We start from the raw sequence: 26,290 nt of genomic DNA on the forward strand, positions 1-26,290 counted from the left end.
CTACTTGGCCTTCGACGCGCACACGTTGGTGTCGTCCGCCCGGACTCGCTGGAGGTCCTTCGGGGCCTCGGTCGGCGCCGCCGGCGGCCCGCCCGCCCCGACGTAGTCGGCGCCCAGGACCACCGACACGCCGCCCGGCCGGCCGCCCGCCCGGACCGCCGTCGCGGGCAGGCCGAGCGTCGCGGCCACCGCCTGCGCCCGGTCCTCCCGGCCCGCCGGGTAGAACACCGAACTGGCCTGGTGGACCTCCGTGTTGGCACCGGCGGCGGACAGTGCGAAGCCCCTCGCCCGCAGCACCGAGACCGCCTTCCCGGCCTGCCCGGGCGTCCCGGTGCCGTTGCGGACCGTCACCCGCACCGTGTCCGCGTCCGCCGGTGGCTCCGGGGCGCTGTCGGACGGCGACGGCGAGGGCGTCGCCGACGGCTGCTGGGCGACCTCGGTCAGCGAACGGTCCGCGGCGATCATCGCGAACAGCTGCTGGGCGTCCCCGGGCTTGAGGATCAGCCGGTTGTTGTCCGTCGGGTCGTCGAGCACCGGCACCGTGGTGAAGGTGATGTTCCGGGGGTTCACCCGGGAGACGTCGAGCGCCAGGTCCTTCAGCCGGCCGACGTCGTTGATGGCGCTGTCCACGGTCAGCGCCTTGGTGGCGGCGTCCGCCAGGTCCCACAGCTTGCCCGGGCTGGTCAGCGTGTCGCTGCTCTTCATCTTGCGGATCATCGAGCTGATGAACTGCTGCTGCAGCGGAATGCGCGTCAGATCGCCCCCCAGGCCCACCGCGTGCCTGGTCCGGACGAACGCCAGCGCCTCCTCGCCCTGCACCACGTGCCGCCCGGCGGTCATCCGCAGGTGCGAGTACGGGTCGTCGATGGCGGTGGCCGCACACACCTCGACACCGCCGACCGCCGTGGAGAGCGACTTCACCGCCTCGAAGTTGACCATCATGAAGTGGTTGATCCGGACGCCGGTCAGCTTCTCCACGGTCTTCCAGGTGCACCCCGGGTCCCGACCGGCCTGCCCCAGGCTGGTGTTGAACATCGCCCGCGTCTCGCCCGGGATCCGCTTCCCGCCGGTTCGGCACTCCGGGACGGCCACCATCAGGTCGCGCGGGATCGACAGCACCGTCGCATTGCTGCGGTCCTTGGCGACGTGGAACAGCAGCGTGGTGTCCGCGTGCCCGGCGGACCCCTCGTCGCCGTACGTCCGGCCCAGGCCGACCCGGCTGTCGGTGCCGATCACCAGCAGGTTCAGCGCGTCGGTCGCCTGCGGGCGCTCCGACTCGTCGCCGACCTGCACCTTCACCGAGGAGATGTTCCGGTTCAGGTGCCGGTACACGTAGAACGCGCCGCCGCAGCCCGCCACCAGCAGCAGCCCCAGCGCGCCCGCGACCCAGGCCAGCACCCGCCGCCCGCGCACCACCCGGCCGCGCCGCCGCGCCGACCGGCCGCCCACCACCGCCCTGGCGCCCGCCCGGACGGACGGCCTGGCCCGCGCCGCCCGGGGGCGGCGGCCCGCGTCCAGGTCGAGCCGGAACTCGCCGGTCGCCGGGTCGAGCACCCACTGATCGGCGGGGTCGACGTCCGACTGCCCCGAGTGGTCCGAGCGGTGTCCGCTGTTCATCCGGGCCACCCTAGACGAGCCCGCCCGGCGATCCGCCCGGCTCGGGGCCGCCGTCACCCGCCGGAGCGGCGGGAAGCGACAACGGCGCGCCCCACCGGGACGGTGGCGCACGCCGTAGCGGCCCTGATCGCTCAGCCGAGCCGCAGAGTCACCCGTTCGGATTCGATCCGCTGCTGCCATTGACGATCCGTCAACTCGTCGGAGTTACGGCACAGTACGACCGACGCCCCGGCCGCCAGCGGTGCCAGCAGACCCGCCTCCAGGCCCGCCCAGTCGTCGAACGACAGCGTCGACAGAACGCGGCTTCCGCTGTCCAGGCCCAGCCGCGCCACGCCCTCCCGGGCCAGCGCCACCGCCTGCTCGCCCGTCAGCTTCAGCGCCAGCCCGTCCACCGACGTCTCCAGCGCCACCGCCTGCGGATCCACCGGCGAGTACGGGGCGAACCGGTCGCCCTGGCTCGGCACCTCCGCCGCGTAGTCCAGGAACCCTTCCGGCCGCTGCGGGAACCGGCCGCCCAGCGGGCGCAGCGCCAGCGCCACCCGCTCGCCGGGGCACTCCTGCGCCGCCGCCAGACCGTCCGGACCCGACACCACCAGGTCCGCGTCCTTCGGCTCGCCGCCCGGCACCGGGACCACGCCCACCGACCAGCACGCCAGCAGCCACACCGCACTCTGCCAGTGCGCCGGCAGCAGCAGCGCCGCCCGGTCGTCCGGCGAGGCGTTCAGCTCGTCCTGCAACAGGTTGGCCGTCTTCGCCACCCAGTTGTCGAAAGTCTTCGCCGACAACTCCACCCGTTCCCCGGTCGAGTCGTCGTAGAAGGTCACCAGAGGGCGGGACGGATCGGCACCGGCCCCGGCGCGCAGGTAGGCCTGCAGCAGCTCGGCGGGGGTGCGGGCGTCGGCAGCGAAAGGCGCAGTCATGGTGCGCCCCAGCCTACGTCCTGTGTACGCCCGGACGGGAGGGTGCCCGCCCGTCCACCCGCCGCGCCGCGTTACCCTCGCAGACGCCCCCGCCACCCGCACACCCCGAGGAACCCCGATGCCGGACCGGACCCGACAGTGGCGGCCCGGGTACCCCCTCGACCTCGGCCGCACCCTCTACCCGCTGCAACGCGGCACCGGCGACCCCGCCTTCCGCCGCGATCCCGACGGCACCGTCTGGCGCGCCTCCCGCACCCCCGACGGCCCCGGCACCCTGCGCATCCGCCCCCACCACGACGAGATCACCGCCACCGCGTGGGGCCCCGGCGCGGACTGGCTGCTCCAGCAACTCCCCGCCCTGCTCGGCGCCGAGGACGATCCCGCCGGACTCGTCCTCCCGCCCGGCCCGCTCCGCGACGCCCAATGCGCCTGCCCCGGACTCCGGTTGACCCGCACCGGCCTTGTCCTGGAATCCCTCGTCCCGGCGATCCTGGAACAGAAGGTCACCACCGGCGAGGCCTACCGCGCCTGGCGCACCCTGCTCCGCGACCACGGCGCCCCCGCCCCCGGCCCCGCCGCCGACCTCGGCATGCGGGTCGCCCCCTCCGCCCGCGACTGGTCCCTCGTCCCCAGCTGGGCCTGGCACCGCGCCGGCGTCGACCCCAAGCGCTCCGCCACCGTCCAACGCGCCGTCCGCCTCGCCGCGAAGCTCGAAGCCGCTTCCGCGATGCCCTCCGCCGACGCCTTCGCCCGCCTCACCGCCGTCCCCGGCATCGGCCTCTGGACCGCCGCCGAGACCCTGCAACGCAGCAACGGCGACGCGGACGCCGTCTCCGTCGGCGACTTCCACCTCCCCGACATCGTCGGCTGGGCCCTGGCCGGCCGCCCCCGCAGCGACGACGCCCGGATGCTCACCCTCCTGGAGCCCTACCGCCCCCACCGCTACCGCCTCTGCCGCATCCTCCCCCTCACCGGAGCCCGCCCCCCGAAGTACGGCCCGCGCCTGACCCCGAACGACCACCGGGGGCGGTAGTCGGGCCCGCCGCCCCCGACAGCGCCCTACCTGACCCGCAGGAAGTCGTCCGCCTCCCGAGGCCGACGCTCCTTCGGGGCCTCCGCCGGCCGCCCCACCGCAATGGCGCCCATGGGGTCCCACTCCGCCGGCAGGTCCAGGACGTCCCGGACGGTCTCCCGGCAGAACATCGTGGACGACACCCATGCCGACCCGTACCCCTCGCCGTTGAGGGTGACCAGCAGGTTCTGCACCGCGGCCCCCATCGCGACCGTGAACATCTCCCGCTCCGCCCCCGCCCGCCGCGCGTCCGGGTAGCTGTGGGCGCCGTCCGTCACCAGGCAGGGAACCACCAAGTACGGTGCGTCCCGCAGCACTTGACCCCGGGCCGTGCGCCGCGCGATGCGCTCCTCGGACCAGCCGTCGAGCTCCCGCAGATCCCGTTCCCACGCGCCGAGCATCGCGTCCAGCAGCCGCTCCCGGCTCTCCGCCGATTCGAGCAGCACGAACCGCCAGGGAGTGGTGTGGTGCGGCGCGGGCGCGGTGAGGGCAGCCGCCACGGCACGCCGGACCGCGCCGCCGTCTACCGGCTCGGAGGTGAACGCCCGGACGGTGCGCCGCAGCGTGACGGCCTCCCGGACGGCCTCCGACGTCCCCAACCGGAACATGTCGTCCACCGAGGGTCGGACGATCGGCCGGGCCCCGTCCCCGTCCTCCGCGGTGACGAGGTGCGACAGGCCGCGCACGACGGCCACCGGCGTGCCGCTGGTCTTGCCCTTCACCAGGTCGGCCGCCGCGGCGAGTTCGTCGACGGTGGCGGTGATCGTGAAGAACAGCTCGTTGCCGTGGCTGTCGGTCCGCCCGCGGTGGTCGTCCATCGCGGGAATCCCGGCCGCCCCGATGGCGACGTCGGTGAGGCCGTTGCGCCAGGGCCGCCCGAAGGTGTCGGTGACGAGGACGGCGAGCCGGCGGCCGGTGAGCTGCTGGAGCCGGGCGCGGATGCGGCGGGCCGACTCGTCCGGGTCGACCGGCAGCAGCAGGATCGTGCCGGCGGCGGTGTTGGACGCGTCGACACCGGCGGCGGCCATCACCAGGCCGTTGGGGTTCTCGACGATCCGGATCGGCCCGCGCCGGGCGACCAGCCGGACGGTCTCGGCGTCGATCGCGGCTTCCCGGTCGTTCGCGTGCAGCAGCCGGCCCTCGGCCTTGGAGACCACCTTGGAGGTGATCACCACGATGTCGCCGTCCGCGAACTCGCCCGCCTTGTGGATCAGTTCGGCGAGGTCGTCGCCCTCGCGGACCTCCGGCAGCCCGGTGACGGGCAGCACCCGCAGCTCGTCGGCGGTCACTTGGCGGCCTCGGCAACCTCGGCGGCCAGCTCCAGGGCGGCGCGGGCCATCGCGGCGGTGGCGTCGACGTCGGTCATCATCAGCGGCACGGCCCGGCAGGCGATCCCGGCGGCCTCCACCTCGGCGACCGCGCCGGCGTCCGTGCTGTCCACCAGCCAGCCGTCCAGCAGCCCGCCGTTGCCGCGCGAACCGTAGTGCTTGGCGACGGCCGCGGCCGAGGTCTCCACGCCGACGGCGGCGAGCACCTTGTCGGCCATGCCGCGCACCGGCGCGCCGCCGACGATGGGGGAGAGGCCCACCACGGGGGCGCTCGCGCCGGCCACCGCCTCCCGGATGCCCGGGACGGCGAGGACGGTGCCGATCGACACGATCGGGTTGGACGGCGGCAGCAGCACCAGGTCGGCGTCGGCGATGGCCTCCAGCACACCGGGCGCGGGCTTCGCGGTGTCCGCGCCGACCGGAACGATCGCCTCGGCGTCGACGGCGGCGTGCAGCCGCACCCAGTACTCCTGGAAGTGCACCACCCGCGGCCCGTCCGCGTCGCTGATCCGGACGTGCGTCTCGATCCGGTCGTCGCTCATCGGCAGCAGTCGCACGCCCGGCTTCCACCGGTCGCACAGCGCCTCGGTGACGGCGGACAGCGGGTAGCCCGCGGCGAGCATTTGAGTGCGGACGATGTGGGTGGCGAAGTCCCGGTCGCCGAGCCCGAACCACTCGGGGCCGACGCCGTAGGCCTTCATTTCTTCCTTGATCGACCAGGTCTCCTCGCGGCGCCCCCAGCCCTGTTCCTCGTTGATGCCGCCGCCGAGGGTGTACATCACGGTGTCCAGGTCGGGGCAGACCTTCAGCCCGTACAGATGGATGTCGTCGCCGGTGTTCCCGATCACGGTGATCTCGTCCGACGGCGAGACCGCCGCCTTCAGGCCGCGCAGGAACCTGGCCCCGCCGATCCCGCCCGCCAGTGCAGTGATTCGCATGACCAACATCCTGCCAGCGGGTCAGTGCACCCGGTGACGCTGCTCCCGGGCGGCGGTCGGGTACTGGTTCATCTCGACCAGGCCGGGCGTGTACAGGTGGACGGAGACCGCGGGCTCCAGTGCGGCGTTGACCATCTCGTGCAGGTGGCCGGTGGCGAACACCCGCAGCCCGCCCGAGGCCAGGGTGCGCGAACCCTCGCCGCCGGCCGTCAACGCGCGTTCGGTGAGCTCGCCCTGAAGGACGGTCATCACGCCGGTGGAGGGGCCGTGGTCGTGGAAGCCGCTGGACTGGCCGGGCAGCCAGCTGAGCAGCCACACCTCGTAGCCGGGGCCGGTCTCCAGCCGGGCGTACCAGCGGGTCAGCGCGTCGTAGCGGACCAGCGGCTCCCAGCGGGCGCGGTCGGCGGCGATCTCCCGGACCAGCCGGGCGTAGCCGGCGACGGTGGTGGGGTGCGCGGGCAGGTCGGTGCGGGCCAGGTGCGGGAAGGCCGTCGGGTCGCCCGCGATGGACACGTCGCTCAGGCCGTCCGTCCAGCGCGGGGCGGTGACGGAGAGGGGCGGGCGCTTGCGGTCGCGGTTGCGCTTGCGGAAGCGGGGCATTCGCACGGTATGACGTCCTCGGGTATTCGGCTGCGAGCAGGGATCAGCCGGATCCGCGAGAGCGTTCAGGGGGGACTGTCCGCGCGGTCGGCCTCTGTTCCGGGGGCGGCGCGCGGTGGGACGCGTGCGCCTAGATACAGCGGAGACAGCGGCAACAACACGAGGAGTCCGCGGCAGCACCGAGGAGCGCGCGGCGGCGCTGGTCGGCGAAGAGGGCCAGGGACTCGGACATAGGGAAAAGCAGACCGCAACCGACCCTCCAGTGTCAAGGAGCCAGGTCGGACATTCGGGTCACATCGCCGTGGAACCACCGGATGGGGTGATAAACGCCCAATCAGGTTTGGATGGGAAGATCACGGGGAAGGCACGGCGTGAGATCGCCTCGGACCCGTGCGGCCGGACGCGATCGGGTGGGCTGACGGCAGATCAGGAACCATGCGCGATGTCCGGGTTGTCCGGATATGTACACTATTCGTAGTGGCTTGGTTCCGGGGAGTGAATCCTTGGCCCAATACCAGAGCTCGGCTTGACTGGGCCAGAGTGACGCAACTGTAATTTCTCTCGTGTCGTTCCGCCGCACCGGCAACGGCAACACCACGGGGACGCCAAGAGGGGCAGAGGAGGCGCGCCAGAATGAGCGAGCTCTTTGAGCTGTTGATCGGTGAGGGCATCGAGGAAGAAGAAGAGGAACTCGGCTGGCAGGAGCGCGCGTTGTGCGCCCAGACGGACCCCGAGTCGTTCTTCCCCGAAAAGGGCGGATCCACCCGGGAGGCCAAGAAGGTCTGCCTGGCGTGCGAGGTCCGCGCCGAATGCCTGGAGTACGCCCTCGCCAACGACGAGCGGTTCGGCATCTGGGGCGGCCTCTCCGAGCGCGAACGCCGCCGTCTGAAGAAGAGCGCGGTCTGACTCCCTGCAGACCTCACCCGTGTCGGCGCCTCACCAACCGGTGGGGCGCTTTGGCATTTCCCGCAACACCCGGGCCGGCAGCGCCGATACCCGCTGCACGCTCTCTTCACACCACCCGGGACAACCCGACCACCCGGAGCCGTTAGTGTGGTGCGTCATCTGCCGTCAAACCCGAACCGGTGGTCCGCGCACCCGATGACTGTCTACAGCCACCAGAGCGGCTTCTCCGCTGCCAGGCCACCCGCCTACCCGCGTCACCTGGTCACCGCGGTGATCGTGTCGCACGACGGCGCCCGCTGGCTGCCCCAGGCGCTCGCCGGGCTGCTCGGCCAGGACCGGCAGGTGCAGCGCATCCTCGCCGTCGACACCGGCTCCACCGACAACTCCCCGCAGCTGCTCGCCGACACCCTCGGCGACTGGCTCCCCGACAGCGGCCCGCAGATCCTCGGCCGCCGGGTCGGCTTCGGCCGCGCCGTCGGCGAAGCCGTCTTCAACAGCCCGCCGCTGCGCCCCGAAGACCTCTCCTACAGCCTCGACCCGTCCGGCTACGACCCGGTCACCGGCGGCTGGGACGACTTCGGCGACCCGCTCGGCGCCGAGCACGACCTCGGCCGCGGCGGACCGCGCGAGACCAAGCCGGTCGAGTGGCTCTGGCTGCTGCACGACGACTGCGAACCGCAGACCGACGCCCTGCGCCGCCTGCTCCAGGTCGCCGACTCCACCCCGACCGCCGCCGTGGTCGGCCCCAAGCTCCGTTCCTGGTACGACCGCAGGCAGCTGCTGGAGGTCGGCGTCACCATCGCCCGCTCCGGCCGCCGTTGGACCGGCCTCGACCGCCGCGAACAGGACCAGGGCCAGCACGACCAGGTCCGCCCGGTGCTCGCCGTCTCCACCGCCGGCATGCTGGTCCGCCGCGACGTCTTCGAGGAACTCGGCGGATTCGACCGGGCGTTGCCGCTGATGCGCGACGACACCGACTTCTGCTGGCGGGTCAACGCCGCCGGCCACCGGGTCGTGGTCGCCCCCGACGCCGTGCTCCGGCATGCCGAGGCCGTCAGCCGCGAACGCCGCGCCATCGACTGCGGCCCCGCCCACCCGCACCGGGTCGACAAGTCCGGCGCCGTCTACACCCTGCTCGCCAACTCCAAGGGCGCGCTGTTCCCCTACGTCCTGCTCCGGCTGATCATCGGCACCCTGCTGCGGGTGATCGTCAACCTGGTCGGCAAGGACCCCCGGCAGGCCTACGACGAGATCGCCGGCCTCGGCCACGAACTGCTGCGCCTGCCACGGCTGATGGCCGCCCGCGCGCGCCGCCGCAAGACCCGCTCGGTCGACTCGCTGGACGACCGCACCCTGTTCCCCGCCCCCGGCGCGACCGTCCGGCTCGCCGTGGAGAACGTGGTCGGCTCGCTCGGCATCGGCGGCGCCGACGACGCGGGCGCCGGCCGGCACGGCTCCGTCGAGTCCGGCCCCGGCGAGGACGACACGGACGACCTGGTGGTCGAACAGTTCGCGCTGCTCAAGAAGTTGGTGCGGCGGCCCGCCCCGGTGCTGTTCGCCGCCCTGCTGCTGTTCTCGCTCGTCGCCTGCCGCAACCTGATCGGCTCCGGCTACCTGCAGGGCGGCGCGCTGCTGCCCGCCGGCGACGGCGCGGCCGGCCTGTGGAACATGTTCGCCGACTCCTGGCACCCCGTCGGCACCGGCTCCACCGCCACCGCCCCGCCCTACCTCGGCGTGCTGGCCATCCTCTCCTGGGCGCTGTTCGGCCACGCCGACCTGGCGATCACCCTGCTCGTGGTGCTCTCCGTGCCGCTGTCCGCGGTCGGCGCCTACCTGGTCTCCCGGCCGCTGATCGCCTCCAAGCTGGTCCGCGCCTGGGCCAGCGCCAGCTACGCGCTGCTGCCCGCCGCCACCGGCGCGCTCGCCCAGGGCCGGATCGGCACTGCGGTGCTCGCCGTGCTGCTGCCCCCGCTGGCCCGCGCCGCCGCGATCACCGCCGGTCTCGGCATCCGGAAGGAGACCGCCGCCAAGGGCGCCCGCCCCGGCTGGCGCTCCGCCTGGATGACCGTGCTGATGCTCACCGTCAGCACCGCCTTCGTCCCGCTGATCTGGGCCATAGCGGTGCCGCTCTGCGCGGCCGCGCTGGTCCACGCGGTGCTCCGCGGCGGCGCGTTCGGCTCCGGCATGCAGGCGGTGCGGCTGCTCGGCCTGCGTGTCGCGGTGATCCTCGGCGTGCCCGTGCTGGTGCTCGCCCCCTGGTCGATCGAGGTCCTCACGCACCCGTCCCGGCTGCTGCTGGAGGCCGGCGTGCCCGGCTTCAGCGGCCCGGCCGCCGACCCGCTCGGCCTGGTGCTGGTCAACCCCGGCGGCGCCGGCGTCCCGCCGGTGTGGCTGTCGGCCGGCGTGGTGCTGTCCGCGCTCGCCGCGCTGCTGCGCGCCGACCGCCGCCGCGCGGTGCTCGCCGCCTGGGGCGCGGCCGCCGCCGGACTGCTCTTCTCGGTCGCCGTGGCCGGCACCGTCGTCACCCCCGCCTCCGGCGGACCCGACACCGCCGCCTGGGCCGGCCCGGCCACCCTGCTGGCCGGCGTCGCGCTGCTGGCCGCCGCCGCGATCGGCGCGGACGGCGCCAACGCCCGCGTCTCCGGCATCGCGTTCGGCTGGCGTCAGCCGGTCGCCGCGCTGGTGCTGGCCTTCGCCGTGCTGGCGCCGGTCGGCACCGCCGCCTGGTGGGCGATCGTCGGCGCCGACGGCCCGCTGCGGCGCGACACCGCCGCGCAGGTCCCGGCGTTCATCGCGGAGGCCGGTGACACCACCGACCGCTCCCGCACCCTGACGATCAGCGGCGACGCCGACGGCACCGCCATCCGCTACGCGCTGGTCCGCGGCGCCGGCCTGACCACCGGCCAGGCCGAGGGCACCGTGGACGCGGCCGCCGACCAGCAGCTCGGGCAGATCACCGCCAAGCTGCTGGCCGGCTCCGGCGGCGACCTGGCCCGCACGCTGGCCGGCTACGGCGTCAGCTACATCCAGGCCAAGGACCCGGTGCTCGGCAAGGTCCGGGACGTCCTCGACACCACCCCGGGCGTGATCCGGCTCAGCCTCGACCACGGCGTCGGCCTCTGGCAGGTCTCCGCCGTCCCCGGCAGCCGCGCCCAGATCGTCAGCCCCGGCACCGTCCCGGTGATCGTCCCGGCCGGCGACCACGACATCTGGAGCAAGATCCCGGCCGGCCCGGCCGGCCGCCAGCTGCGGCTCGCCGAACAGGCCGACCCGGCCTGGGAAGCCACCCTGGACGGCAAGCCGCTCACCGCCGTCACCCTGGACGGCTGGGCGCAGGGCTTCCAACTGCCGCCCGAGGGCGGCCGACTGGAGGTCACCCGCAGCGACGGCCTGCTGCACACCGGCTGGGTCTGGGCGCAGCTCGCGCTCGGCGTGGTCGTGCTGGTGCTCGCACTGCCCGGCCGCCGCAACCACAACGACGACGACCTGCCCGAGGAGGTCGTCGCCGCCCAGGCGCTGGCCGCCGCCGCGCAGGCCCAGGCCCCCGCCCCCGGCAGCCGCCGGGCCCGCCGACTCGCCGAACGCGGCGAGGGCGAGGACCAGGGCGCCGAACCCGGCGTCTACGCCACCGGAGTCCCGGCGCAGTCGGCCGGCGAACCCGAGCCCGCCGAGGCCTACCGGGCCGAGCCCGAGCCGTTCGCCGACCCGTACCAGGCCGACCCCTACCAGACGAACCCGTACCAGCAGCAGGGCTACCAGTCCGACGGCTACGGCTACGACTACACCCAGCAGCAGCCGGTCGGCGCGCCCTACCAGCCCGAGACGTACGACCAGTACGGGCAGCCGCAGCAGCAGCCCGGCTACGGCTACGACGCCCCGCCCGCCCAGGGCTGGACCGACCCGTACGCGGCCGACGCCGGCTACCCGCAGCAGCAGGACGGGCAGCAGGACGCCCAGCAGCAGGCCTGGCTGCCCGAACAGCAGCAGCCCACCACCTACTACGACCCCAACGACCCCTACGGCGGCCACCCGCAGCAGCCCGGAACGGGGAGCTGACCCGAGATGAAGAAGCCCACCCTGAAGGCCCCCAAGCTGAAGGCCCCCGGACTGAGCGCGGTCAAGGGCGGCAGCCGCACCGGCCAGTCGCTGCTGGCCGGAGCCGCCGTGCTCGGCCTGGTGTTCGGCATCGCCGAACTGCGCGCCCCCGCCTCCCCGACGGCCGGCGCGGACGGCCGGCGCACCACCACCCAGGTGGAGCGCACCTCGCTGGTCTGCCCGATGCCGCTGCAGGGCGCCGTCGGCACGACCAACCTGACGCTGTTCAGCCCCGAGGGCGGCACCGGCGGCGCGGGCACCGGCCTGCTCGCCGACGTCACGCCCGACAACGTGCTGGCCGCGCAGAACCCCGTCCGGCCCCCCGCCGGGCCCTCCGGCGAACCGTCCGGGCAGCCCTCGGGACAGCCGTCCGGGCAGGCGTCCGGTCAGCCCTCCGGCCAGCCCTCGGGGCAGGCGTCGGGCCAGCCCTCGGGCAGCGCCGCCAAGGGCGGCTCGCCGGTGCTGGACACCCGGATCACGCTCGCCAAGCCCGGAGCCCCGGCCACCGGGCCCGCGGCCAACAACAGCGACGCGGGCGGCGCCTTCGCGATCGCCACCGGCAACCTCGCCCCCGGCTTCACCGTCACCCAGACCACCAGCACCGAGGGCATCGCCTCGCTGTCCGGCGTCCGCTGCGCGCCCTCCGGCACCAGCTTCTGGTTCGCCGGCGCCAGCACCGTCAACGACCGCAGCGACTACGTCACCCTGGTCAACGCCGACAGCCTGCCCGCCGTGGTCGACCTGCGGCTGTACGGCGACAAGGGCCTGATCGACAACGATCTCGCCACCGGCATCGCGCTCGCCCCCGGCACCTCGCAGTCGTACGCGCTCAACGGGTACAGCAAGGGCCAGGTCGCCGACCTCGCCGTGCACGTGGTCGCCCGCAGCGGCCGGGTCGGCGTCGGCCTGCACGCCCGCGACGGCAGCAAGGGCGCGGACTGGCTGGAGCCGTCCGTCGACCCGGCCCCGACCGTCACCATCCCGGGCATCCCCTCCGACGTCACCACCGCCCACCTGGTGGTGGCCACCGACTCCCCGGACGACGCCGACCTGAAGGTCCAACTGTCCGGCAAGAACGGCTGGTTCACGCCCGCCGGCAAGGAGTCCATCCACGTCAAGGCCGGGATGACCGCCACCCTGGACTTCCAGTTCACCGCCGACACCCGGGACGGCGCCAGCGCGATCCGGCTCACCCCGTCCGACCCCGCGCACGCCGCCCCCGTGGTCGCCGGGCTGCGGGTCGACCGGGAGAACAAGGGCAAGACCGAGTCCGCCTGGCTGGCCGGCGGCGCACCCGTCGGACCCCGGGCCTCGATCGCCGACAACCGCGGCGGACAGACCGCCCTGATGCTCACCGCCACCGACACGGACGCCAAGGTCCGGGTCACCTCCTCGGCCGGTGCGAGCGGCGGCACCCCCGCGACCAAGGAGGTGTCCGTCGCGGCGGGCACCACCGTCAGCGTGGACGGCCTCGATCCGGCCGGGGTGAACGGGCCCTACGCGATCACCGTGGAGACCCTCTCCGGAGGCCCGGTACTGGCCGCCCGCCAACTCTCCATCGGCGTCAAGGACGTCCCCACCTTCACCACCCAGCAGCTGCGCGACGACCACGCCACCGTCCAGGTGCCGCACGTCGCCGGCGACCCCGGAGTCGTGCTCAAGTGACGCACCGGCCGGGGGCCCCCGGGCCCCCGGCCTACTCCTCGCCGTAGCGCGGGTCGATCGCGTCCGGCGACAGCCCCAGCAGCTCCGCGACCTGCTCGATCAGGATCTCGTGGACCAGCGCGGCCCGGTCCTCCTTCGACTTGGCGCGGATCTCCACCGGCCGCCGGTAGACCAGGATTCGGCTGCGCCGCCCCTTCGCGCCGGGAATCACCCGGCCGAGCGGCACGCCGTCCGGCTCCGGCTCACCCTTGACGGGGAGCGGGACCTCCAGGACGGCGAACTCCACGTCCTCCAGCTGCGGCCAGCGCCGCATCAGCCGCTCCATCGACTCCCGGACGTAGTCGTCGAAGAGCTCCGACCTGGTCAGCGAGATGGGCACCTGCGGCGGGGCCAGCGGCCCGCGCAGGCCGCGGCCGTGCCGGTCGCGGTGCCTGCGGCGACCGGGACCGGGCGGGGACGAAGGTGTCGAGCTCTCCATAGCAGGGTCGAGCGTAGTCCCTGGATGCCCGGAAGTGGACCACCCGAGCACGCCGCGTGACGGCGCGGGGACACGCGCGCCGGGGGCGGGTCTTCGCGGCCCGGTCCCACTTGCGGTACCGTCCACCCTCGTGAGCTCTGTACGTCGTTGTTCGCGGACCGCGTGCGGCCGTCCGGCCGTGGCGACACTGACGTACGTCTACGCGGACTCCACCGCGGTGCTCGGCCCGCTCGCGACGTACGCCGAACCGCACTGCTACGACCTGTGCGCCGAGCACGCCGAGCGCCTCACCGCCCCGCGCGGCTGGGAGGTGGTCCGGCTGGCCGCCGAGACCAACCCGCTGCGGCGCAGCAGCGACGACCTGGAGGCGCTGGCCAACGCGGTGCGCGAGGCCGCCCGCCCGCCGCGCCAGAGCCCCCCGCCGGACGGCGAGGGCGGCCGCCGCGGCCACCTGCGGGTCCTGCGCTCCCCGGACAGCTGACACCGGCCCGTTCCCCGGGCCGGGTACGCTGCCCCTCAGCGGCTTCGGACGGTGCGTCCGGTATGCGCGCGCAGCACATCGCAGCACACACACGGGAGCATTCTGGTGCGGGACCTCAAGCAGCTTGTGAAGGCGTACGACGTCCGGGGCGTGGTGCCGGACCAGTGGGACGAGTCGCTGGCGTACGCCTTCGGTGCGGCCTTCGTCGAGGTGGTCGGCGGCAACGCGATCGTCGTCGGCCACGACATGCGCCCGTCCTCGCCCTCGCTGTCCCGCGCGTTCGCCGAGGGCGCCGCCTCCCGCGGCGCCGACGTGGTCGAGATCGGCCTGTGCTCCACCGACCAGCTGTACTTCGCCAGCGGCAGCCTGGACCTGCCCGGCGCGATGTTCACCGCCTCGCACAACCCCGCCCAGTACAACGGCATCAAGCTGTGCCGGGCCGGCGCCGCCCCGGTCGGCCAGGACACCGGCCTGTCCGACATCCGCGAGCTGGTCGAGTCCTGGCTGGACGAGAACGGCACGGTGCACGTCCCCGCCTCCGACGCCGTCACCGGCTCGCTGTCCGCCAAGGAGACCCTGGACGGCTACGCCGCGCACCTGCGCAAGCTGGTCGACCTGGCGGAGATCCGCCCGCTGAAGGTCGTCGTCGACGCGGGCAACGGCATGGGCGGCCACACCGTGCCCACCGTCTTCGCCGGCCTGCCGCTGGACGTCGTCCCGATGTACTTCGAGCTGGACGGCACCTTCCCCAACCACGAGGCCAACCCGCTGGACCCGGCCAACCTGGTCGACCTGCAGGCCAAGGTCCGCGAGGTCGGCGCCGACATCGGCCTGGCCTTCGACGGCGACGCCGACCGCTGCTTCGTGATCGACGAGAACGGCGACCCGGTCTCCCCGTCCGCGATCACCGCCCTGGTCGCCGAGCGCGAGATCGCCCGCGCCCAGGCCGCCGGCGAGGCGCAGCCGACCATCATCCACAACCTGATCACCTCCTGGACCGTCCCCGAGGTGGTCCGCGACCTCGGCGGCGTCCCGGTCCGCACCCGGGTCGGCCACTCCTTCATCAAGCAGGAGATGGCCGTCACCGACGCCGTCTTCGGCGGCGAGCACTCCGCGCACTACTACTTCCGCGACTTCTGGCGCGCCGACACCGGCATGCTGGCCGCCCTGCACGTGCTGGCCGCCCTCGGCGAGCAGCAGCAGCCGCTGTCGGCGCTGACCGAGAAGTACAACCGCTACGCCGCCTCCGGCGAGATCAACTCCACCGTCGCCGACCAGGCCGCCGCCACCGAGCTGGTCCGCGCCGCCTACGCCGGCCAGGAGGGCGTCACCGTCGACGAGCTGGACGGCCTCACCGTGGCCGGCCCGGACTGGTGGTTCAACCTGCGCGCCTCCAACACCGAGCCGCTGCTGCGCCTGAACGCCGAGGCCAAGGACCCGGCGAAGATGGCGGAGCTGCGCGACGGCGTCCTGGCCATCGTCCGGGCCTGACCGCCCGGTCAGCCAGCCGCTGACTTTTCCCGTGCCCCGGCCGGTAGGGTTGCCACCGGCCGGGGTACTGCTGTGTCACCGGCCGTCCGTACCGCCGCAGCCCACAGATCCGGAGCCCGACCACCATGAGCCTGCCGTCCTTCCTGCTGGAGATCCTGGTCTGCCCGGAGTGCCGCGCGCCCCTCGCCGAGGAGATCCAGGACGAGACCCACGAGCTGCGCTGCACCGGTGAGGGCTGCGGCCTGGTCTACCCGGTGCGCGACGGCATCCCGGTCCTGCTGGTGGACGAGGCCCGCCGCCCGTCCTGACCCTGCCCCGTCAGTCGCTGGAGGCCAGCCGCCATGTTCGACGACTCCCTGCTGGACGACCCGGCCGCCCTGCAGCGCGCCGACCGCCGACGTGAACTGCTGGCGCTGGCCGGGGCGGGCGCCCGGATCCGGGTCGCGCTGCGCCGCGCCGACGCGGCCGGCGTCAACTCCCTGAACCCGGAGGGTCGTCCGCGCGCCGTGCTGGTTGCCGGACACGGCGGGGTGCTGACCGCGGCGGCCGTGCTGGCCGCGCTGGCGGTGCCCAACTGCCAGGTGTGGCCGCTGCCGCCGTCCGACGCACGTCCCGCCGGGCCCGCGTTCACCGACGGAGAGACCTGGCAACTGCCCGGCTGGGCGGGCCCGTTGGACCTCGTGGTGCTGGCCAGCGCGGGCGGCCGCGAAGGCGGGATGATCAACCTCGCCGAGCAGGCCTACACCCGCGGCTGCGCGATCGCGGTGATCGCCCCCGACGGCTCGGAGCTCGCCGAGGCGGCCCTCCAGGTCCGCGGCCTGCCGCTGCCGTTCGAGCCGAGCGCGGTGGAGCCCGACGGCGCCGACGCCGAACCCGACCTGCCCGCCGAGGACCCGGCCGCGCTGTGGGCGGTGCTCGCCCCGCTGCTCACGCTGGCCGACCGGGTCGGCGTGGCCCCGCTTGCCCCCGGCTCGCTGGAGGCCGCCGCCGACCGCCTCGACGAGGTGGCGGTGCGCTGCCGCCCCGACGCCCAGGCGTACGACAACCCGGCCAAGACGCTGGCCGGGCAACTCGCCGAGACCGTCCCGCTGCTGTGGTCCGACGGCGCCGCGGCCGCGGCCGTGGGGGAGCGGTTCGCCGCCGCGCTCGCAGACCGGGCCGGCCTGCCCGCGCTGACCGCCCGCCTCCCGCAGGCGCTGACCGCGCACCGCGGCATGTTCAACGGCCGGCTGGGCGCCGGCGCCGACCCCGACGACTTCTTCCGCGACCGGGTCGACGAGCCGGTGCCGCTGCAGCTCCAGGTGCTGATGCTCCGCCACACCCCGGGCGTCGCCGAACTGGAGGCAGCGGCCTGGCCGGTGGCCCGGGCCCGCCGCCTCGCCGCCGCCCACGAGGTGCGGATCACCGAGCACGCCTCCAGCCTGGAGGACCCCCTGCAGGCGCTGGCCGAACTGATCGGCCTGACCGACTTCGCCGCCGTGTACCTGGGCCTGGCCACCCGGAACTGACACGGTATCGTCCCCTTTCGTCAACCAAGGCCCGGCAAAGTCAGGGCCCGCTGCGGAGGGAAGTACCGGGTTGAGTACCGAAGGCGGCACCAAGGCTCTGGTGGCGGCACTGTCCGCGAACCTCGGCATCGCGGTCAGCAAGTTCGTGGCGTTCGCGTTCTCCGGCTCGTCCTCGATGCTCGCCGAGGGCGTGCACTCGCTGGCCGACTCGGGCAACCAGGTGCTGCTGCTGGTCGGCGGCAAGCGCTCGCAGCGGGCCGCCACCGAGGAGCACCCGTTCGGGTACGGCCGCGAGCGGTACGTTTACGGGTTCCTGGTCTCCATCGTGCTGTTCAGCCTCGGCGGCATGTTCGCCATCTACGAGGGCTACGAGAAGATCAGCCACCCGCACGAGCTGGAGAACTGGTACTGGCCGGTCGGCGTGCTGCTGTTCGCCATCCTGCTGGAGGGCTGGTCCTTCCGCACCGCGTTCCGCGAGGCGTCCAAGGCCAAGGGCAAGCACGGCTGGGCGTCCTACATCCGCCGCGCCAAGGCCCCCGAGCTGCCCGTGGTGCTGCTGGAGGACAGCGGCGCGCTGGTCGGCCTGCTGCTGGCGCTGCTCGGCGTCGGCCTGACCGTCGCCACCGGCGACGCGGTCTGGGACGGCGTCGGCACCCTGTGCATCGGCCTGCTGCTGGTGGCCATCGCGCTGGTGCTGGCCCTGGAGACCAAGTCGCTGCTGATCGGCGAGTCCGCGGACGCCGAGGTGGTGGCGAAGATCCGCGAGGCGCTGGTCGACCACGACACCGTCACCGGCGTGATCCACATGCGCACCCTGCACGTCGGCCCCGAGGAACTGCTGGTCGCCGCGAAGATCGGGGTCAACGCCGAGGACAGCGCCGCCGTGGTCGCCGAGGCGATCGACCGGGCCGAGGTCCGGGTCCGCAAGGCCGTGCCGATCGCCCGCGCGATCTACCTGGAGCCCGACATCTACTCCGAGGAGAAGGCGCTGGCCGGGCCGGACGCCGACGCGACCCCGGGCGGACCGGGCCCGAACGCCCACTGACCGCCGCCCGGGCGGTGTAGATTCGTCCGCAGTGCCAAACGTCGCTGCTGATGGCGGTCGATCGGAGCCCGCTCCGGTCGAGGGAGAGAGGTCCTCCGACGGATTGTGCCGCAGCGGAGGGCCGACACCGACCCTCTGCCGCTCAGCACACCCGTAACCAGGCCCATGCAGCGAGGAGTTCGCATGTCCAACCAGCCCGCCGGCGACTACAAGGTCGCCGACCTCTCCCTGGCTCCGTTCGGTCGCAAGGAGATCCAGCTCGCCGAGCACGAGATGCCCGGCCTGATGTCGATCCGCGCCGAGTACGCCGCCTCCCAGCCGCTGGCCGGCGCCCGCATCACCGGCTCGCTGCACATGACCGTGCAGACCGCCGTGCTGATCGAGACCCTGACCGCCCTGGGCGCCGAGGTCCGCTGGTGCTCCTGCAACATCTTCTCCACCCAGGACCACGCCGCCGCCGCCATCGCGGTCGGCCCGAACGGCACCCCCGAGGACCCGCAGGGCGTCCCGGTCTTCGCCTGGAAGGGCGAGACCCTGGAGGAGTACTGGTGGTGCACCGAGCAGGCGCTGACCTGGCCGAACGGCCAGACCCCCAACATGATCCTGGACGACGGCGGTGACGCCACCCTCCTGATCCACAAGGGCGTCGAGTTCGAGAAGGCCGGCGCCGCGCCGTCCCCCGACACCGCCGACAACGACGAGTTCCGGATCATCCTGGAGCTGCTCAACCGCACCCTGGTCGAGACCCCGCAGAAGTGGACCGAGGTCGCCGCCACCATCAAGGGCGTCACCGAGGAGACCACCACCGGCGTCCACCGCCTGTACGAGATGCACCGCGACGGCAAGCTGCTGTTCCCGGCCATCAACGTCAACGACTCGGTCACCAAGTCGAAGTTCGACAACAAGTACGGCTGCCGCCACTCGCTCATCGACGGCATCAACCGCGCCACCGACGTCCTGATCGGCGGCAAGGTCGCCGTCGTCTGCGGCTACGGCGACGTCGGCAAGGGCTGCGCCGAGTCGCTGCGCGGCCAGGGCGCGCGCGTCATCGTCACCGAGATCGACCCGATCTGCGCCCTGCAGGCCGCCATGGACGGCTACCAGGTCACCACGCTGGACGAGGTCGTCGAGATCGCCGACATCTTCGTCACCACGACCGGCAACAAGGACATCATCATGGCCTCCCACATGGCCCGGATGAAGCACCAGGCCATCGTCGGCAACATCGGCCACTTCGACAACGAGATCGACATGGCCGGCCTCGCCCAGCTCCCCGGCGTGGTGAAGACCGAGGTCAAGCCGCAGGTCCACGAGTGGCGCAAGGAGGACGGCAGGACCATCATCGTCCTCTCCGAGGGCCGCCTGCTGAACCTGGGCAACGCGACCGGCCACCCGTCGTTCGTGATGTCCAACTCCTTCGCGAACCAGACCATCGCGCAGATCGAGCTGTACGCCAAGACCGAGCAGTACCCGGTCGGCGTCTACGTTCTGCCGAAGCACCTGGACGAGAAGGTCGCCCGCCTCCACCTCGACGCCCTCGGCGTCAAGCTCACCACCCTCTCCCAGGAGCAGGCCGACTACATCGGCGTCCCGGTCGAGGGCCCGTACAAGGCGGAGCAGTACCGCTACTGACAGGCCGTCAACGCCGGTGCCCGGTACTCCCGTTCACGGGGGTGCCGGGCACCGGCGCGTTCGGGGCCGCTACGGCAGCACGGCCACCGACCAGTTGCGGTCGTCCGTGCCGCGCGTCACCACCCGGGCCAGCCAGTCCACCGGATCACTCGGCCCGGCGCCCTGCCTGCGCACCTCGGACACGCACCGGCGCACCCCGTTCTCGGACGCGCAGACCGCATCCGGCGGCGCCGCCTGCCGCCCGGCCTCACCGGCGCCGTCCGGGGCCGCCGACACCGTGATCTCCAGGTTGCCGTGCTCCTGGAAGCCCACCTCGGCCGTCCACAGGTCCGCGCCGCCCACCGTGCGGTACAGCACCGCCCGGGTGACCACCGCCTCCGGCGGCATCGACGACAACGCGACCGGCATCGCCGGCGAGTACGCCCCCACCTGCACCCCCTCGGCGATCCGCAGCGGCACCTGCTCCCGGTCCGCGTCCGACAGCCCCGTGCTGTCCACCTGGTACCAGCGCCCGTCCACCCCCTGGAACCGCAGCTGGTTGAACGACCGCGCGAACCCCGGATCGGTCGACGTGAGCCAGTACGCCTCCCGCCCGTGCACCGGCGGCGCGTCCTTCCGCACCCCGTTCCCCGGGCCCAGCAGCGGATCCACCAGCGGCGTCACCCCCACCGGGAACGCCGTCAGGGAGAACGTCGGGCCGCTCCCGGTGCCCACCACCTCCACCCCGGTCGAACTCGACCGGTACTCCACCGCCGTCACCGTGTCCGGCAGCCAGCCGAACCGGGCCGGTACCGTCAGCACCGTCCGGCCGCTCACCGGCGCGGGCCGCCCCGACAGGTTCGGCGTCGGCGCCGCGGTGGTGATCCCGTCGTCGCGCCCGTACCCGGTCAGCACCGTCACCGACCCGGCCGCCAGCACCGCCGCGGCCACCGCCGCCACCGTCCACGTCCGCCTGCGCCGCAGCCGACGGCCCCGCAGCACCGCCAGCGCCGGATCCACCCGCGACGGCGGCGCCGAAGCCTCCTGCTCCGCCACGACCCGCGCCATCCGCACGGACAGCTCTTCCCCGTCCCCGCTCATGCCTCCGACCTCCCCGCCGGGCGAAGCAGCGCCGACCGCCGCAACGCGTCCAGCGCCCGCGAACTCTGGCTCTTCACATTGCCGTTGGAACACCCCATCGCCGCCGCCGTCTGCTCGACCGACAGGTCGCAGTAGTAGCGCAGCACCACGGTCGCCCGCTGCCGCGGCGGCAGCGCGGCCAACGCCTCCCGCAGATCCAGCGAGACCGCCAGATCCGCCTCCGGCGGCGGCGACTGCTCCGGCGGCCGCGCGGTCGGCCTGGTCCGCCGCCACCATGCGGTGCGCTGCTCCGCGAGGAACGCGTTCACCAGCACCGCCCGGGCATACCCGTCCGGGTTCTCCGCCCGGCTCACCCGGCCCCAGTGCAGATACAGCTTGGTGATCGACTCCTGCACCAGGTCGTCCGCACGATGCCAGTCCGCGCACAACAGGTACGCGACCCTCCGCAGCCAGACCGCCCTGGAGGTCACGAACGCGGTGAACTCCTCGTCCCGCGCCAGCTCCGCCATCTCCGGCGCCCCTCCTCCCACTGGAACGACGGCACGACCGCGCCGCCGACCCCCTGATGCGGCCCGCCCCCACGAAGGTTGCACGGCGGATGGCGAACGACCGTACGACGGCGCCCGGCACCCCCTGCTGCGGGGATACCGGGTGCCGTTGCGTTCACGACTGCGGCAACACGTCCGTGGTCCAGCCGCTCTCGTCCATGCCGTGCGGCACCACCAGCGACAGCCAGTCCGCCGGATCCGCGGCGGCGGCGTCACCGCTCGACACCTTGATCAGCCGCACGCACCAGTGCAGCCCGTTCCCGGACGCGCACTTCTGCGAGGTGGTCACCGTGGCCAGCCCGTCGTTCGAGCTCCTCGGCGCCGAACCGTTCGGGTCGGACCCCCGCTCGCCCGGACCCACCTCGACCGTCGCGAACCCGTAGGCCTTGTTCCGGAAGGACAGCGAGGCCGACCACCCGCCGGACCCCGATCCGCCGGACCCCGACCCGCCGGACACCGGCCGCAGCAGAGTCACCCCGGCCACCTCCGTCTCCGGCGGCAGGGCGGACATCGACACCGGCAACGGCACCCGGAACGCGCCCGGCACCACACCCGCCGCCATCTGCAGCGGCAGCTGCTGACGGTCCGCGCCCTTCAGACCGGTGGCCTTGACCTCCATCCAACGACCGTCCGCGTCCCGGAAACGCAGCCTGTCCACCGCGGCCCGCGGCCCGGTGCCGTCCACGGACAACCAGTACGCGTCCTGCCCGTTCACCTGCGGGGCGTCCCGCCGCACCACCGGCTCGTCCGACGGGAGACGCGGCTGCTCCGGGGCCACCCCGGCCGGGAACACCGCCAGGTCGAACATCGCGGACCCGTCCCCCGAGTCCGTCTGCGCCCGTACCGTGACCCCGTCCGGCATCGACCGGTACTCCACGGACCGCACCGTCTCGGGCAGCCACCCGAACTTCGCCGGCGCGGTCAACACCGTCCGGCCGTCCACCGGCGCCACCGTCTTCAGCGGCCCGGGCGGCAACTGCCCCGGCTGCGCCGTCGACCAGGGCAGACTCGGCGAGAACCCGGGCGTGCCGACGATCGGACTGTCGTGCGAGCCGCCCCGCAGCCCCAGCGACGTCGCCACCACCGCCACCAGCCCGCTCACCGCGATCACCGCCAACCGCCGCGCGCCCCACGCCAGCAGCGGCGACCCCACCGGCTCCGCCACCGGCTTCGGCCCTGCCGTCGGCGCGGACCGTCCCTCGCCATGCACCTGATCCCCGGCCATGTCTCCGACCCCCCCACCTGACGGCGCTCTCCCGAGCGCCCGACTCCGCCGACGCCTGCGAACTCCGGTGCGGCTGGAACACTTCAACCCGGCCGCGACCTGCGCGGCTGTCAGATGGTAGTACCGAAACGATCTCCGCTCCGACGTCGGGCGGCGACCGATACCGTCCGCCCCCGGCGAGGTCCGCACGTAGGCTTTCCCCCATGCCGAACGGCCGCTACTCCCTCCACGACCCGCACGACGGAACCCCGCTCGGAGAGGAACGCTTCCAATGCGCCCCCGGCCCCGCCGGCTGGCGCTACGTCGCCAAGAGCTACCGGCCCGACGGCACCGTCCTCGGCACCACCGACCTCACCCTCGACGCCCGCCACCGCCCGATCCGGGTCGAACTCCGCAGCGGCGGCTGGCAGGTGCGCGGCGGCGCACTCGACGGCGTGCACTGGGTCCGGGCCGCCACCGACCCCGCCGCCGAAGCCACCGAAGGGACGGACCGGGCGCACGCCTTCACCGGCGACTCGCCCGCGTTCCTGATCGCCACCGCGCGGCTGCTCGACCTCGAACCCGGCGGCAGCACCCGGATCCGCCTGGTCTCCTTCACCGGCCAGGCCCTCGCCCCCCGCACCCTCGACCAGAGCTGGCAACTGCTCACCGTCGAGGATCACCCCACCGACAGCGGGCCGCTGCCCGTCGAGCACTACCGGGTCACCGACCTCGAAACCGGCGAGCTCCGCGACGTCCACCTCACCGGGGACGTGCTGCTCTCCGCCCCCGGCATCGACCTCGAAGAGCTCGACAGTCCGCCCAACGCCCGGCGCTGACACGGGCTTTCGCTCGGGCGGTCACGCAGGCTTTCGCCCGGGCGGTCACTCGGGGCGGGCGAAGCCTTCGCCGTCGGCGGGAGCCTGCGCGGGCACCTGTGCGGGCGGGGCGGGCGGGGTGGCGGGTGCTGCGGGCTGCGCCTGCTCCGGGACGCCGAGCACCCGCATCGGCTTTCCGTTCGGCTGCTGCGGCACGGCGGCCGGCGCGGGAACCGTCTGCGGCGGCGCCGGCTGGTACGCCGCCGGAGCCCCGTAGGTCGGCGCCCCATAGGTCGGTGCCGCGTAGGCCGCGGCAGCGTACGTCGAGGCCGCCTTCTCCCACTCGCGGCGCTGGCGCTCCATCGTCACCGCGCCCAGGTACACCATCGGCGGCAGGCCCTGCGGCACCGGCCAGCCGGTCCGTCCGGCCAGGTCCGCGGCCAGCCGGTCCGCCAGACCGGTCGCCACCTGCTGATCCAACTCGTGCATGCGGCCCAGCAGTTGGCGTATCGACAGCCACAGGCCGTCCGGCACTGCGGACAGGTCCAGCGCCACCAGGTCGGCACCCAGCATGTGCATCACGTGCGGCGGCACCGGCGGAACCACGCCGTGGCTCTGCGGCACCCGCTCACGGATCACCAGCGTCCCCGCGAAGATGTCGCCCAGCCGGCGTCCCTGCGCCGAGAACAGCGACACCACCACGGCCGGCATCGCCAGCAGACCGAAGTCGATGACTCCCACCAGGCCGCGCACCAGGGCGTGCCGGAACCGGATCGGCCCGCCGTCGGTCCGCACCACCCGCAGGCCCAGCACCACCTTGCCGACCGAGCGGCCCTTGGACAGCGTCTCCGCCATCACCGGCAGCAGCACCGTGAAGAACACCATCAGCACGACCGCGATGGCGTCCGCTGCGGCCCCCTCCATCGCCGACAGCCCGAAGGCCACCATGAACCCGCCGATGAAGTACACCGTCAGGTAGACCAACGCGTCCAGCAACCGGGCCAGGCCGCGCGACGGCAGCCTCGCCGCCCGCAGCCCCAGGACGACCGCCTCACCGGTCACCAGCTCGCTCACGCCACCCACCCGTTCCGCTCCCGGGCACGCCCGACGACCCGCGCCGCGCCACCCGAACCCTCGATCAACAGCGGCAAACATACGGCCGAGCACCCCTGCCCGGTAACCCCGGGCACCGCATCCGGCATCGCCCGACACACCGCGCTCCGCCTCTGGCATGCTGAGCCCCGCACAGCCCCGGCCGCACACCAACCAGTGCCCGCCGTCCTGCCCCACCGCGCACCCGGAGAGAGCCGCAATGGACCTGGACGTCTTCGTCGCCGCCCACCAGGCGGAATGGCAACGGTTGGAGACGCTCTGCGGCCGCCGTCGACTCACCGGCGAGGAGTCCGACGAGCTCATCACCCTCTACCAGCGCGCCACCAGCCACCTCGCCCAGGTCCAGGCCGCCGCCCCGCACCCCGGTGTGGAAGGGCGCCTCACCAGCCTGGTCGTCCGCGGCCGCAACGCCGTCGCCGGCGCCCGCAGCTCCTCCTGGCGCGACGCCACCCGCTACTTCACCGTCAGCTTCCCCGCCGCGCTCTACCGCGCCCGCCGCTGGTGGCTGACCATCGGCCTGGTCTTCTTCCTCCTCAGTGCCCTGGTCGCCTGGTGGATCGGCACCAACCCGGAGGTCCGCAACGCCCTGGTCCCGCCGGACCAGCTGAACGACCTCACCAAGCCCGGCGGCGAGTACGAGGCCTATTACACCGACCACCCCTCGGCGAACTTCGCCGCCAAGGTGTGGACCAACAACGCCTGGGTCGCCGCCTACTGCCTGATATGCGCGGTGCTGCTCGGCGTCCCGGTCGTCTTCATCCTGTTCAGCAACATGCTGAATCTCGCCGTCGGCCTCGGACTGATGGCCTCTGCCGGCCGCCTCCCGCTCTTCCTCGGCCTGCTCCTTCCGCACGGCCTGCTCGAACTCACCGCCGTCTTCGTCGCCGCCGGCCTCAGCCTCCGCCTCGGCTGGACCGTCATCGACCCCGGCCCCCGCACCCGCGGCGCGGCCCTCGCCGAGGAAGGGCGCGCCGTCATCGGCTCCGTCATCGGCCTCACCGCCGTCCTTCTGGTCACCGGCATCATCGAAGGCTTCGTCAGCGGCTCCGGCCTCCCCACCTGGTTGCGGGTCGGCATCGGCCTCACCGTGGAAGCCCTGTTCCTCGTCTACGCCCTCGTCCTCGGCAAGCGCGCCGCCGCCCGCGGCGAGCTCGGCGACGTCGAGGCCGCCGACCGCACCGACCTGCAGCCGACGGCCGCCTGAGCACGGCGTGCCTGGTCACGGGTGCCGTTTCAAACCTGGTAACCTGGTGATCACCCCGAGGGACCATTGACTTGATCTCTTCGGGTCAGTAGGTTTGAACGGTTGGGCGATTGGACATACAGTCCGGTCCGGCGTAGAGTCTACGAAGTCGCCGGAACAAGGTGAGTGCCCGAAAGGGTGCAGAACCGAGTCAAGCGAAAAACCCTGAAGCAGAGCAACGCAAAACCTTTGATAAGGTCTGCAAGCGAAGTCGAAGGAATTCCCACTCCAGCGGGAAGCGAAAATCGGAGCGAAAAACCTCTGATAAGCTGGAAACACGAAAGAACGAAGCGCCCGGAGGGCCGGTCGGAAGGCCGCCTGAAGGAAGCGTCCGTTCCTTGAGAACTCAACAGCGTGCCAAAAGTCAACGCCAGATATGTTGACATCCCCGGCCGGTCCTCTGGATCGGTTGGAGATTCCTTTATGAAGTAACACTAGCGAGGACGCAGTGCGCAGGACCGCCTATTCCGGTGGTTGCTGTGCCGCTCTTTCGTGGAAGCATTCACGG

23 protein-coding genes are annotated in these 26,290 nt (G+C 73.3%); 13 read left to right on the forward strand and 10 right to left on the reverse strand.

Going from position 1 to position 26,290, the window contains the following annotated elements; genetic code table 11:
• Together AMK19_RS04570 and AMK19_RS04575 are read right to left on the reverse strand one after the other, a co-directional pair.
• Positions 1 to 1,617: an LCP family protein gene (locus AMK19_RS04570; protein ID WP_073808190.1), complete on the reverse strand. Its 1,617-nt coding sequence runs from the start codon at positions 1,615 to 1,617 to the stop codon at positions 1 to 3.
• A gap of 131 nt (positions 1,618 to 1,748) precedes the next feature.
• Positions 1,749 to 2,537 carry a TIGR03089 family protein gene (locus tag AMK19_RS04575; RefSeq protein ID WP_198953165.1) on the reverse strand — a complete coding sequence of 263 codons (789 nt, stop codon included), beginning with the start codon at positions 2,535 to 2,537 and terminating at the stop codon, positions 1,749 to 1,751.
• Positions 2,538 to 2,655: 118 nt separating this feature from the next.
• On the opposite strand from AMK19_RS04575, the gene AMK19_RS04580 reads away from it, so the two are divergent.
• Entirely contained in the window at positions 2,656 to 3,570 is a 915-nt protein-coding gene (locus AMK19_RS04580; RefSeq protein ID WP_073808192.1) for a DNA-3-methyladenine glycosylase family protein, read from the forward strand.
• A 26-nt stretch (positions 3,571 to 3,596) separates the two neighbouring features.
• Here the strand turns inward: AMK19_RS04580 and AMK19_RS04585 are convergent, their stop codons facing one another.
• From AMK19_RS04585 to AMK19_RS04595, 3 genes are read right to left on the reverse strand one after another with little or no spacing between them, the layout of a single operon-like run.
• On the reverse strand, positions 3,597 to 4,898 hold the full coding sequence (locus AMK19_RS04585; RefSeq protein WP_073808193.1) for a coenzyme F420-0:L-glutamate ligase: 1,302 nt from the start codon (positions 4,896 to 4,898) through the stop codon (positions 3,597 to 3,599).
• Positions 4,895 to 5,875 (reverse strand): 2-phospho-L-lactate transferase, encoded by a 981-nt coding sequence (gene cofD / locus AMK19_RS04590; protein ID WP_073808195.1) that lies wholly within the window; start codon positions 5,873 to 5,875, stop codon positions 4,895 to 4,897. The genes AMK19_RS04585 and cofD overlap by 4 nt, the downstream gene beginning before the upstream one ends.
• A gap of 21 nt (positions 5,876 to 5,896) precedes the next feature.
• The gene (locus AMK19_RS04595; protein ID WP_241844215.1) at positions 5,897 to 6,481 is read right to left on the reverse strand and encodes a cysteine dioxygenase; all 585 of its coding nucleotides are present in this window, start codon (positions 6,479 to 6,481) and stop codon (positions 5,897 to 5,899) included.
• A 627-nt stretch (positions 6,482 to 7,108) separates the two neighbouring features.
• On the opposite strand from AMK19_RS04595, the gene AMK19_RS04600 reads away from it, so the two are divergent.
• From AMK19_RS04600 to AMK19_RS04610, 3 genes are all read left to right on the forward strand, one after another.
• Positions 7,109 to 7,381: a WhiB family transcriptional regulator gene (locus AMK19_RS04600; RefSeq protein ID WP_033255587.1), complete on the forward strand. Its 273-nt coding sequence runs from the start codon at positions 7,109 to 7,111 to the stop codon at positions 7,379 to 7,381.
• 195 nt (positions 7,382 to 7,576) lie between these two features.
• Entirely contained in the window at positions 7,577 to 11,437 is a 3,861-nt protein-coding gene (locus AMK19_RS04605) for a glycosyltransferase family 2 protein (RefSeq protein ID WP_073808196.1), read from the forward strand.
• A 6-nt stretch (positions 11,438 to 11,443) separates the two neighbouring features.
• On the forward strand, positions 11,444 to 13,141 hold the full coding sequence (locus tag AMK19_RS04610; protein ID WP_083646478.1) for a DUF5719 family protein: 1,698 nt from the start codon (positions 11,444 to 11,446) through the stop codon (positions 13,139 to 13,141).
• Positions 13,142 to 13,172: 31 nt separating this feature from the next.
• On the opposite strand, the gene AMK19_RS04615 is transcribed toward AMK19_RS04610, so the two are convergent.
• On the reverse strand, positions 13,173 to 13,619 hold the full coding sequence (locus AMK19_RS04615) for a metallopeptidase family protein (RefSeq protein ID WP_073808198.1): 447 nt from the start codon (positions 13,617 to 13,619) through the stop codon (positions 13,173 to 13,175).
• A gap of 34 nt (positions 13,620 to 13,653) precedes the next feature.
• On the opposite strand from AMK19_RS04615, the gene AMK19_RS04620 reads away from it, so the two are divergent.
• The 6 genes from AMK19_RS04620 (at position 13,654) to ahcY (ending at position 19,776) form a co-directional block, all read left to right on the forward strand.
• Positions 13,654 to 14,100 (forward strand): DUF3499 domain-containing protein, encoded by a 447-nt coding sequence (locus AMK19_RS04620; protein WP_073808199.1) that lies wholly within the window; start codon positions 13,654 to 13,656, stop codon positions 14,098 to 14,100.
• A 102-nt stretch (positions 14,101 to 14,202) separates the two neighbouring features.
• On the forward strand, positions 14,203 to 15,591 hold the full coding sequence (locus AMK19_RS04625) for a phosphomannomutase/phosphoglucomutase (protein ID WP_073808402.1): 1,389 nt from the start codon (positions 14,203 to 14,205) through the stop codon (positions 15,589 to 15,591).
• A gap of 125 nt (positions 15,592 to 15,716) precedes the next feature.
• Positions 15,717 to 15,899, forward strand: a complete 183-nt coding sequence (locus AMK19_RS04630) for a Trm112 family protein (protein ID WP_073808201.1) — start codon at positions 15,717 to 15,719, stop codon at positions 15,897 to 15,899.
• Between the two features lie 33 nt (positions 15,900 to 15,932).
• Positions 15,933 to 17,099: an SIS domain-containing protein gene (locus AMK19_RS04635; RefSeq protein WP_073808202.1), complete on the forward strand. Its 1,167-nt coding sequence runs from the start codon at positions 15,933 to 15,935 to the stop codon at positions 17,097 to 17,099.
• A gap of 70 nt (positions 17,100 to 17,169) precedes the next feature.
• Positions 17,170 to 18,144 (forward strand): cation diffusion facilitator family transporter, encoded by a 975-nt coding sequence (locus AMK19_RS04640; protein WP_073808204.1) that lies wholly within the window; start codon positions 17,170 to 17,172, stop codon positions 18,142 to 18,144.
• A 183-nt stretch (positions 18,145 to 18,327) separates the two neighbouring features.
• Positions 18,328 to 19,776, forward strand: a complete 1,449-nt coding sequence (gene ahcY / locus AMK19_RS04645; protein WP_073808205.1) for an adenosylhomocysteinase — start codon at positions 18,328 to 18,330, stop codon at positions 19,774 to 19,776.
• Between the two features lie 69 nt (positions 19,777 to 19,845).
• Here ahcY and AMK19_RS04650 read toward each other — a convergent pair whose 3' ends face one another.
• The 3 genes from AMK19_RS04650 to AMK19_RS04660 all read right to left on the reverse strand — a co-directional run bounded on the left by AMK19_RS04650 (position 19,846) and on the right by AMK19_RS04660 (position 22,266).
• Positions 19,846 to 20,856, reverse strand: coding sequence for a hypothetical protein (locus AMK19_RS04650; protein ID WP_073808206.1), 1,011 nt, complete (start codon positions 20,854 to 20,856; stop codon positions 19,846 to 19,848).
• On the reverse strand, positions 20,853 to 21,365 hold the full coding sequence (locus AMK19_RS04655) for a SigE family RNA polymerase sigma factor (protein ID WP_073808208.1): 513 nt from the start codon (positions 21,363 to 21,365) through the stop codon (positions 20,853 to 20,855). Before AMK19_RS04655 ends, AMK19_RS04650 begins: the two co-directional genes overlap by 4 nt.
• Positions 21,366 to 21,519: 154 nt before the next feature.
• Positions 21,520 to 22,266: a hypothetical protein gene (locus AMK19_RS04660; protein WP_073808209.1), complete on the reverse strand. Its 747-nt coding sequence runs from the start codon at positions 22,264 to 22,266 to the stop codon at positions 21,520 to 21,522.
• Here AMK19_RS04660 and AMK19_RS04665 point away from each other — a divergent pair.
• Together AMK19_RS04665 and AMK19_RS04670 are read left to right on the forward strand one after the other, a co-directional pair.
• Complete coding sequence (locus AMK19_RS04665; RefSeq protein ID WP_073808210.1) at positions 22,250 to 22,618, forward strand: hypothetical protein; 369 nt, start codon at positions 22,250 to 22,252, stop codon at positions 22,616 to 22,618. The genes AMK19_RS04660 and AMK19_RS04665 overlap by 17 nt on opposite strands.
• Before the next feature lie 214 nt (positions 22,619 to 22,832).
• Positions 22,833 to 23,447 carry a hypothetical protein gene (locus AMK19_RS04670; protein ID WP_073808212.1) on the forward strand — a complete coding sequence of 205 codons (615 nt, stop codon included), beginning with the start codon at positions 22,833 to 22,835 and terminating at the stop codon, positions 23,445 to 23,447.
• A 45-nt stretch (positions 23,448 to 23,492) separates the two neighbouring features.
• Here the strand turns inward: AMK19_RS04670 and AMK19_RS04675 are convergent, their stop codons facing one another.
• Complete coding sequence (locus tag AMK19_RS04675; RefSeq protein WP_073808214.1) at positions 23,493 to 24,500, reverse strand: RDD family protein; 1,008 nt, start codon at positions 24,498 to 24,500, stop codon at positions 23,493 to 23,495.
• A 238-nt stretch (positions 24,501 to 24,738) separates the two neighbouring features.
• On the opposite strand from AMK19_RS04675, the gene AMK19_RS04680 reads away from it, so the two are divergent.
• Positions 24,739 to 25,743: a stage II sporulation protein M gene (locus AMK19_RS04680; protein ID WP_073808215.1), complete on the forward strand. Its 1,005-nt coding sequence runs from the start codon at positions 24,739 to 24,741 to the stop codon at positions 25,741 to 25,743.
• Positions 25,744 to 26,290: the final 547 nt, after the last annotated feature.

The organism is Kitasatospora sp. CB01950 (assembly GCF_001905465.1).
In the GTDB taxonomy this organism is placed as follows: Bacteria; Actinomycetota; Actinomycetes; order Streptomycetales; family Streptomycetaceae; genus Kitasatospora.

Coding starts and splice junctions, on each gene's coding strand:
- AMK19_RS04570 (WP_073808190.1), bottom strand. CDS start 1,617: ATGAACAGCGGACACCGCTCGGACCACTCGGGGCAGTCGGACGTCGAC.
- AMK19_RS04575 (WP_198953165.1), bottom strand. CDS start 2,537: ATGACTGCGCCTTTCGCTGCCGACGCCCGCACCCCCGCCGAGCTGCTG.
- AMK19_RS04580 (WP_073808192.1), top strand. CDS start 2,656: ATGCCGGACCGGACCCGACAGTGGCGGCCCGGGTACCCCCTCGACCTC.
- cofD (WP_073808195.1), bottom strand. CDS start 5,875: ATGCGAATCACTGCACTGGCGGGCGGGATCGGCGGGGCCAGGTTCCTG.
- AMK19_RS04600 (WP_033255587.1), top strand. CDS start 7,109: ATGAGCGAGCTCTTTGAGCTGTTGATCGGTGAGGGCATCGAGGAAGAA.
- AMK19_RS04605 (WP_073808196.1), top strand. CDS start 7,577: ATGACTGTCTACAGCCACCAGAGCGGCTTCTCCGCTGCCAGGCCACCC.
- AMK19_RS04610 (WP_083646478.1), top strand. CDS start 11,444: ATGAAGAAGCCCACCCTGAAGGCCCCCAAGCTGAAGGCCCCCGGACTG.
- AMK19_RS04615 (WP_073808198.1), bottom strand. CDS start 13,619: ATGGAGAGCTCGACACCTTCGTCCCCGCCCGGTCCCGGTCGCCGCAGG.
- AMK19_RS04630 (WP_073808201.1), top strand. CDS start 15,717: ATGAGCCTGCCGTCCTTCCTGCTGGAGATCCTGGTCTGCCCGGAGTGC.
- AMK19_RS04635 (WP_073808202.1), top strand. CDS start 15,933: ATGTTCGACGACTCCCTGCTGGACGACCCGGCCGCCCTGCAGCGCGCC.
- ahcY (WP_073808205.1), top strand. CDS start 18,328: ATGTCCAACCAGCCCGCCGGCGACTACAAGGTCGCCGACCTCTCCCTG.
- AMK19_RS04650 (WP_073808206.1), bottom strand. CDS start 20,856: ATGAGCGGGGACGGGGAAGAGCTGTCCGTGCGGATGGCGCGGGTCGTG.
- AMK19_RS04655 (WP_073808208.1), bottom strand. CDS start 21,365: ATGGCGGAGCTGGCGCGGGACGAGGAGTTCACCGCGTTCGTGACCTCC.
- AMK19_RS04660 (WP_073808209.1), bottom strand. CDS start 22,266: ATGCCGGACGGGGTCACGGTACGGGCGCAGACGGACTCGGGGGACGGG.
- AMK19_RS04670 (WP_073808212.1), top strand. CDS start 22,833: ATGCCGAACGGCCGCTACTCCCTCCACGACCCGCACGACGGAACCCCG.
- AMK19_RS04680 (WP_073808215.1), top strand. CDS start 24,739: ATGGACCTGGACGTCTTCGTCGCCGCCCACCAGGCGGAATGGCAACGG.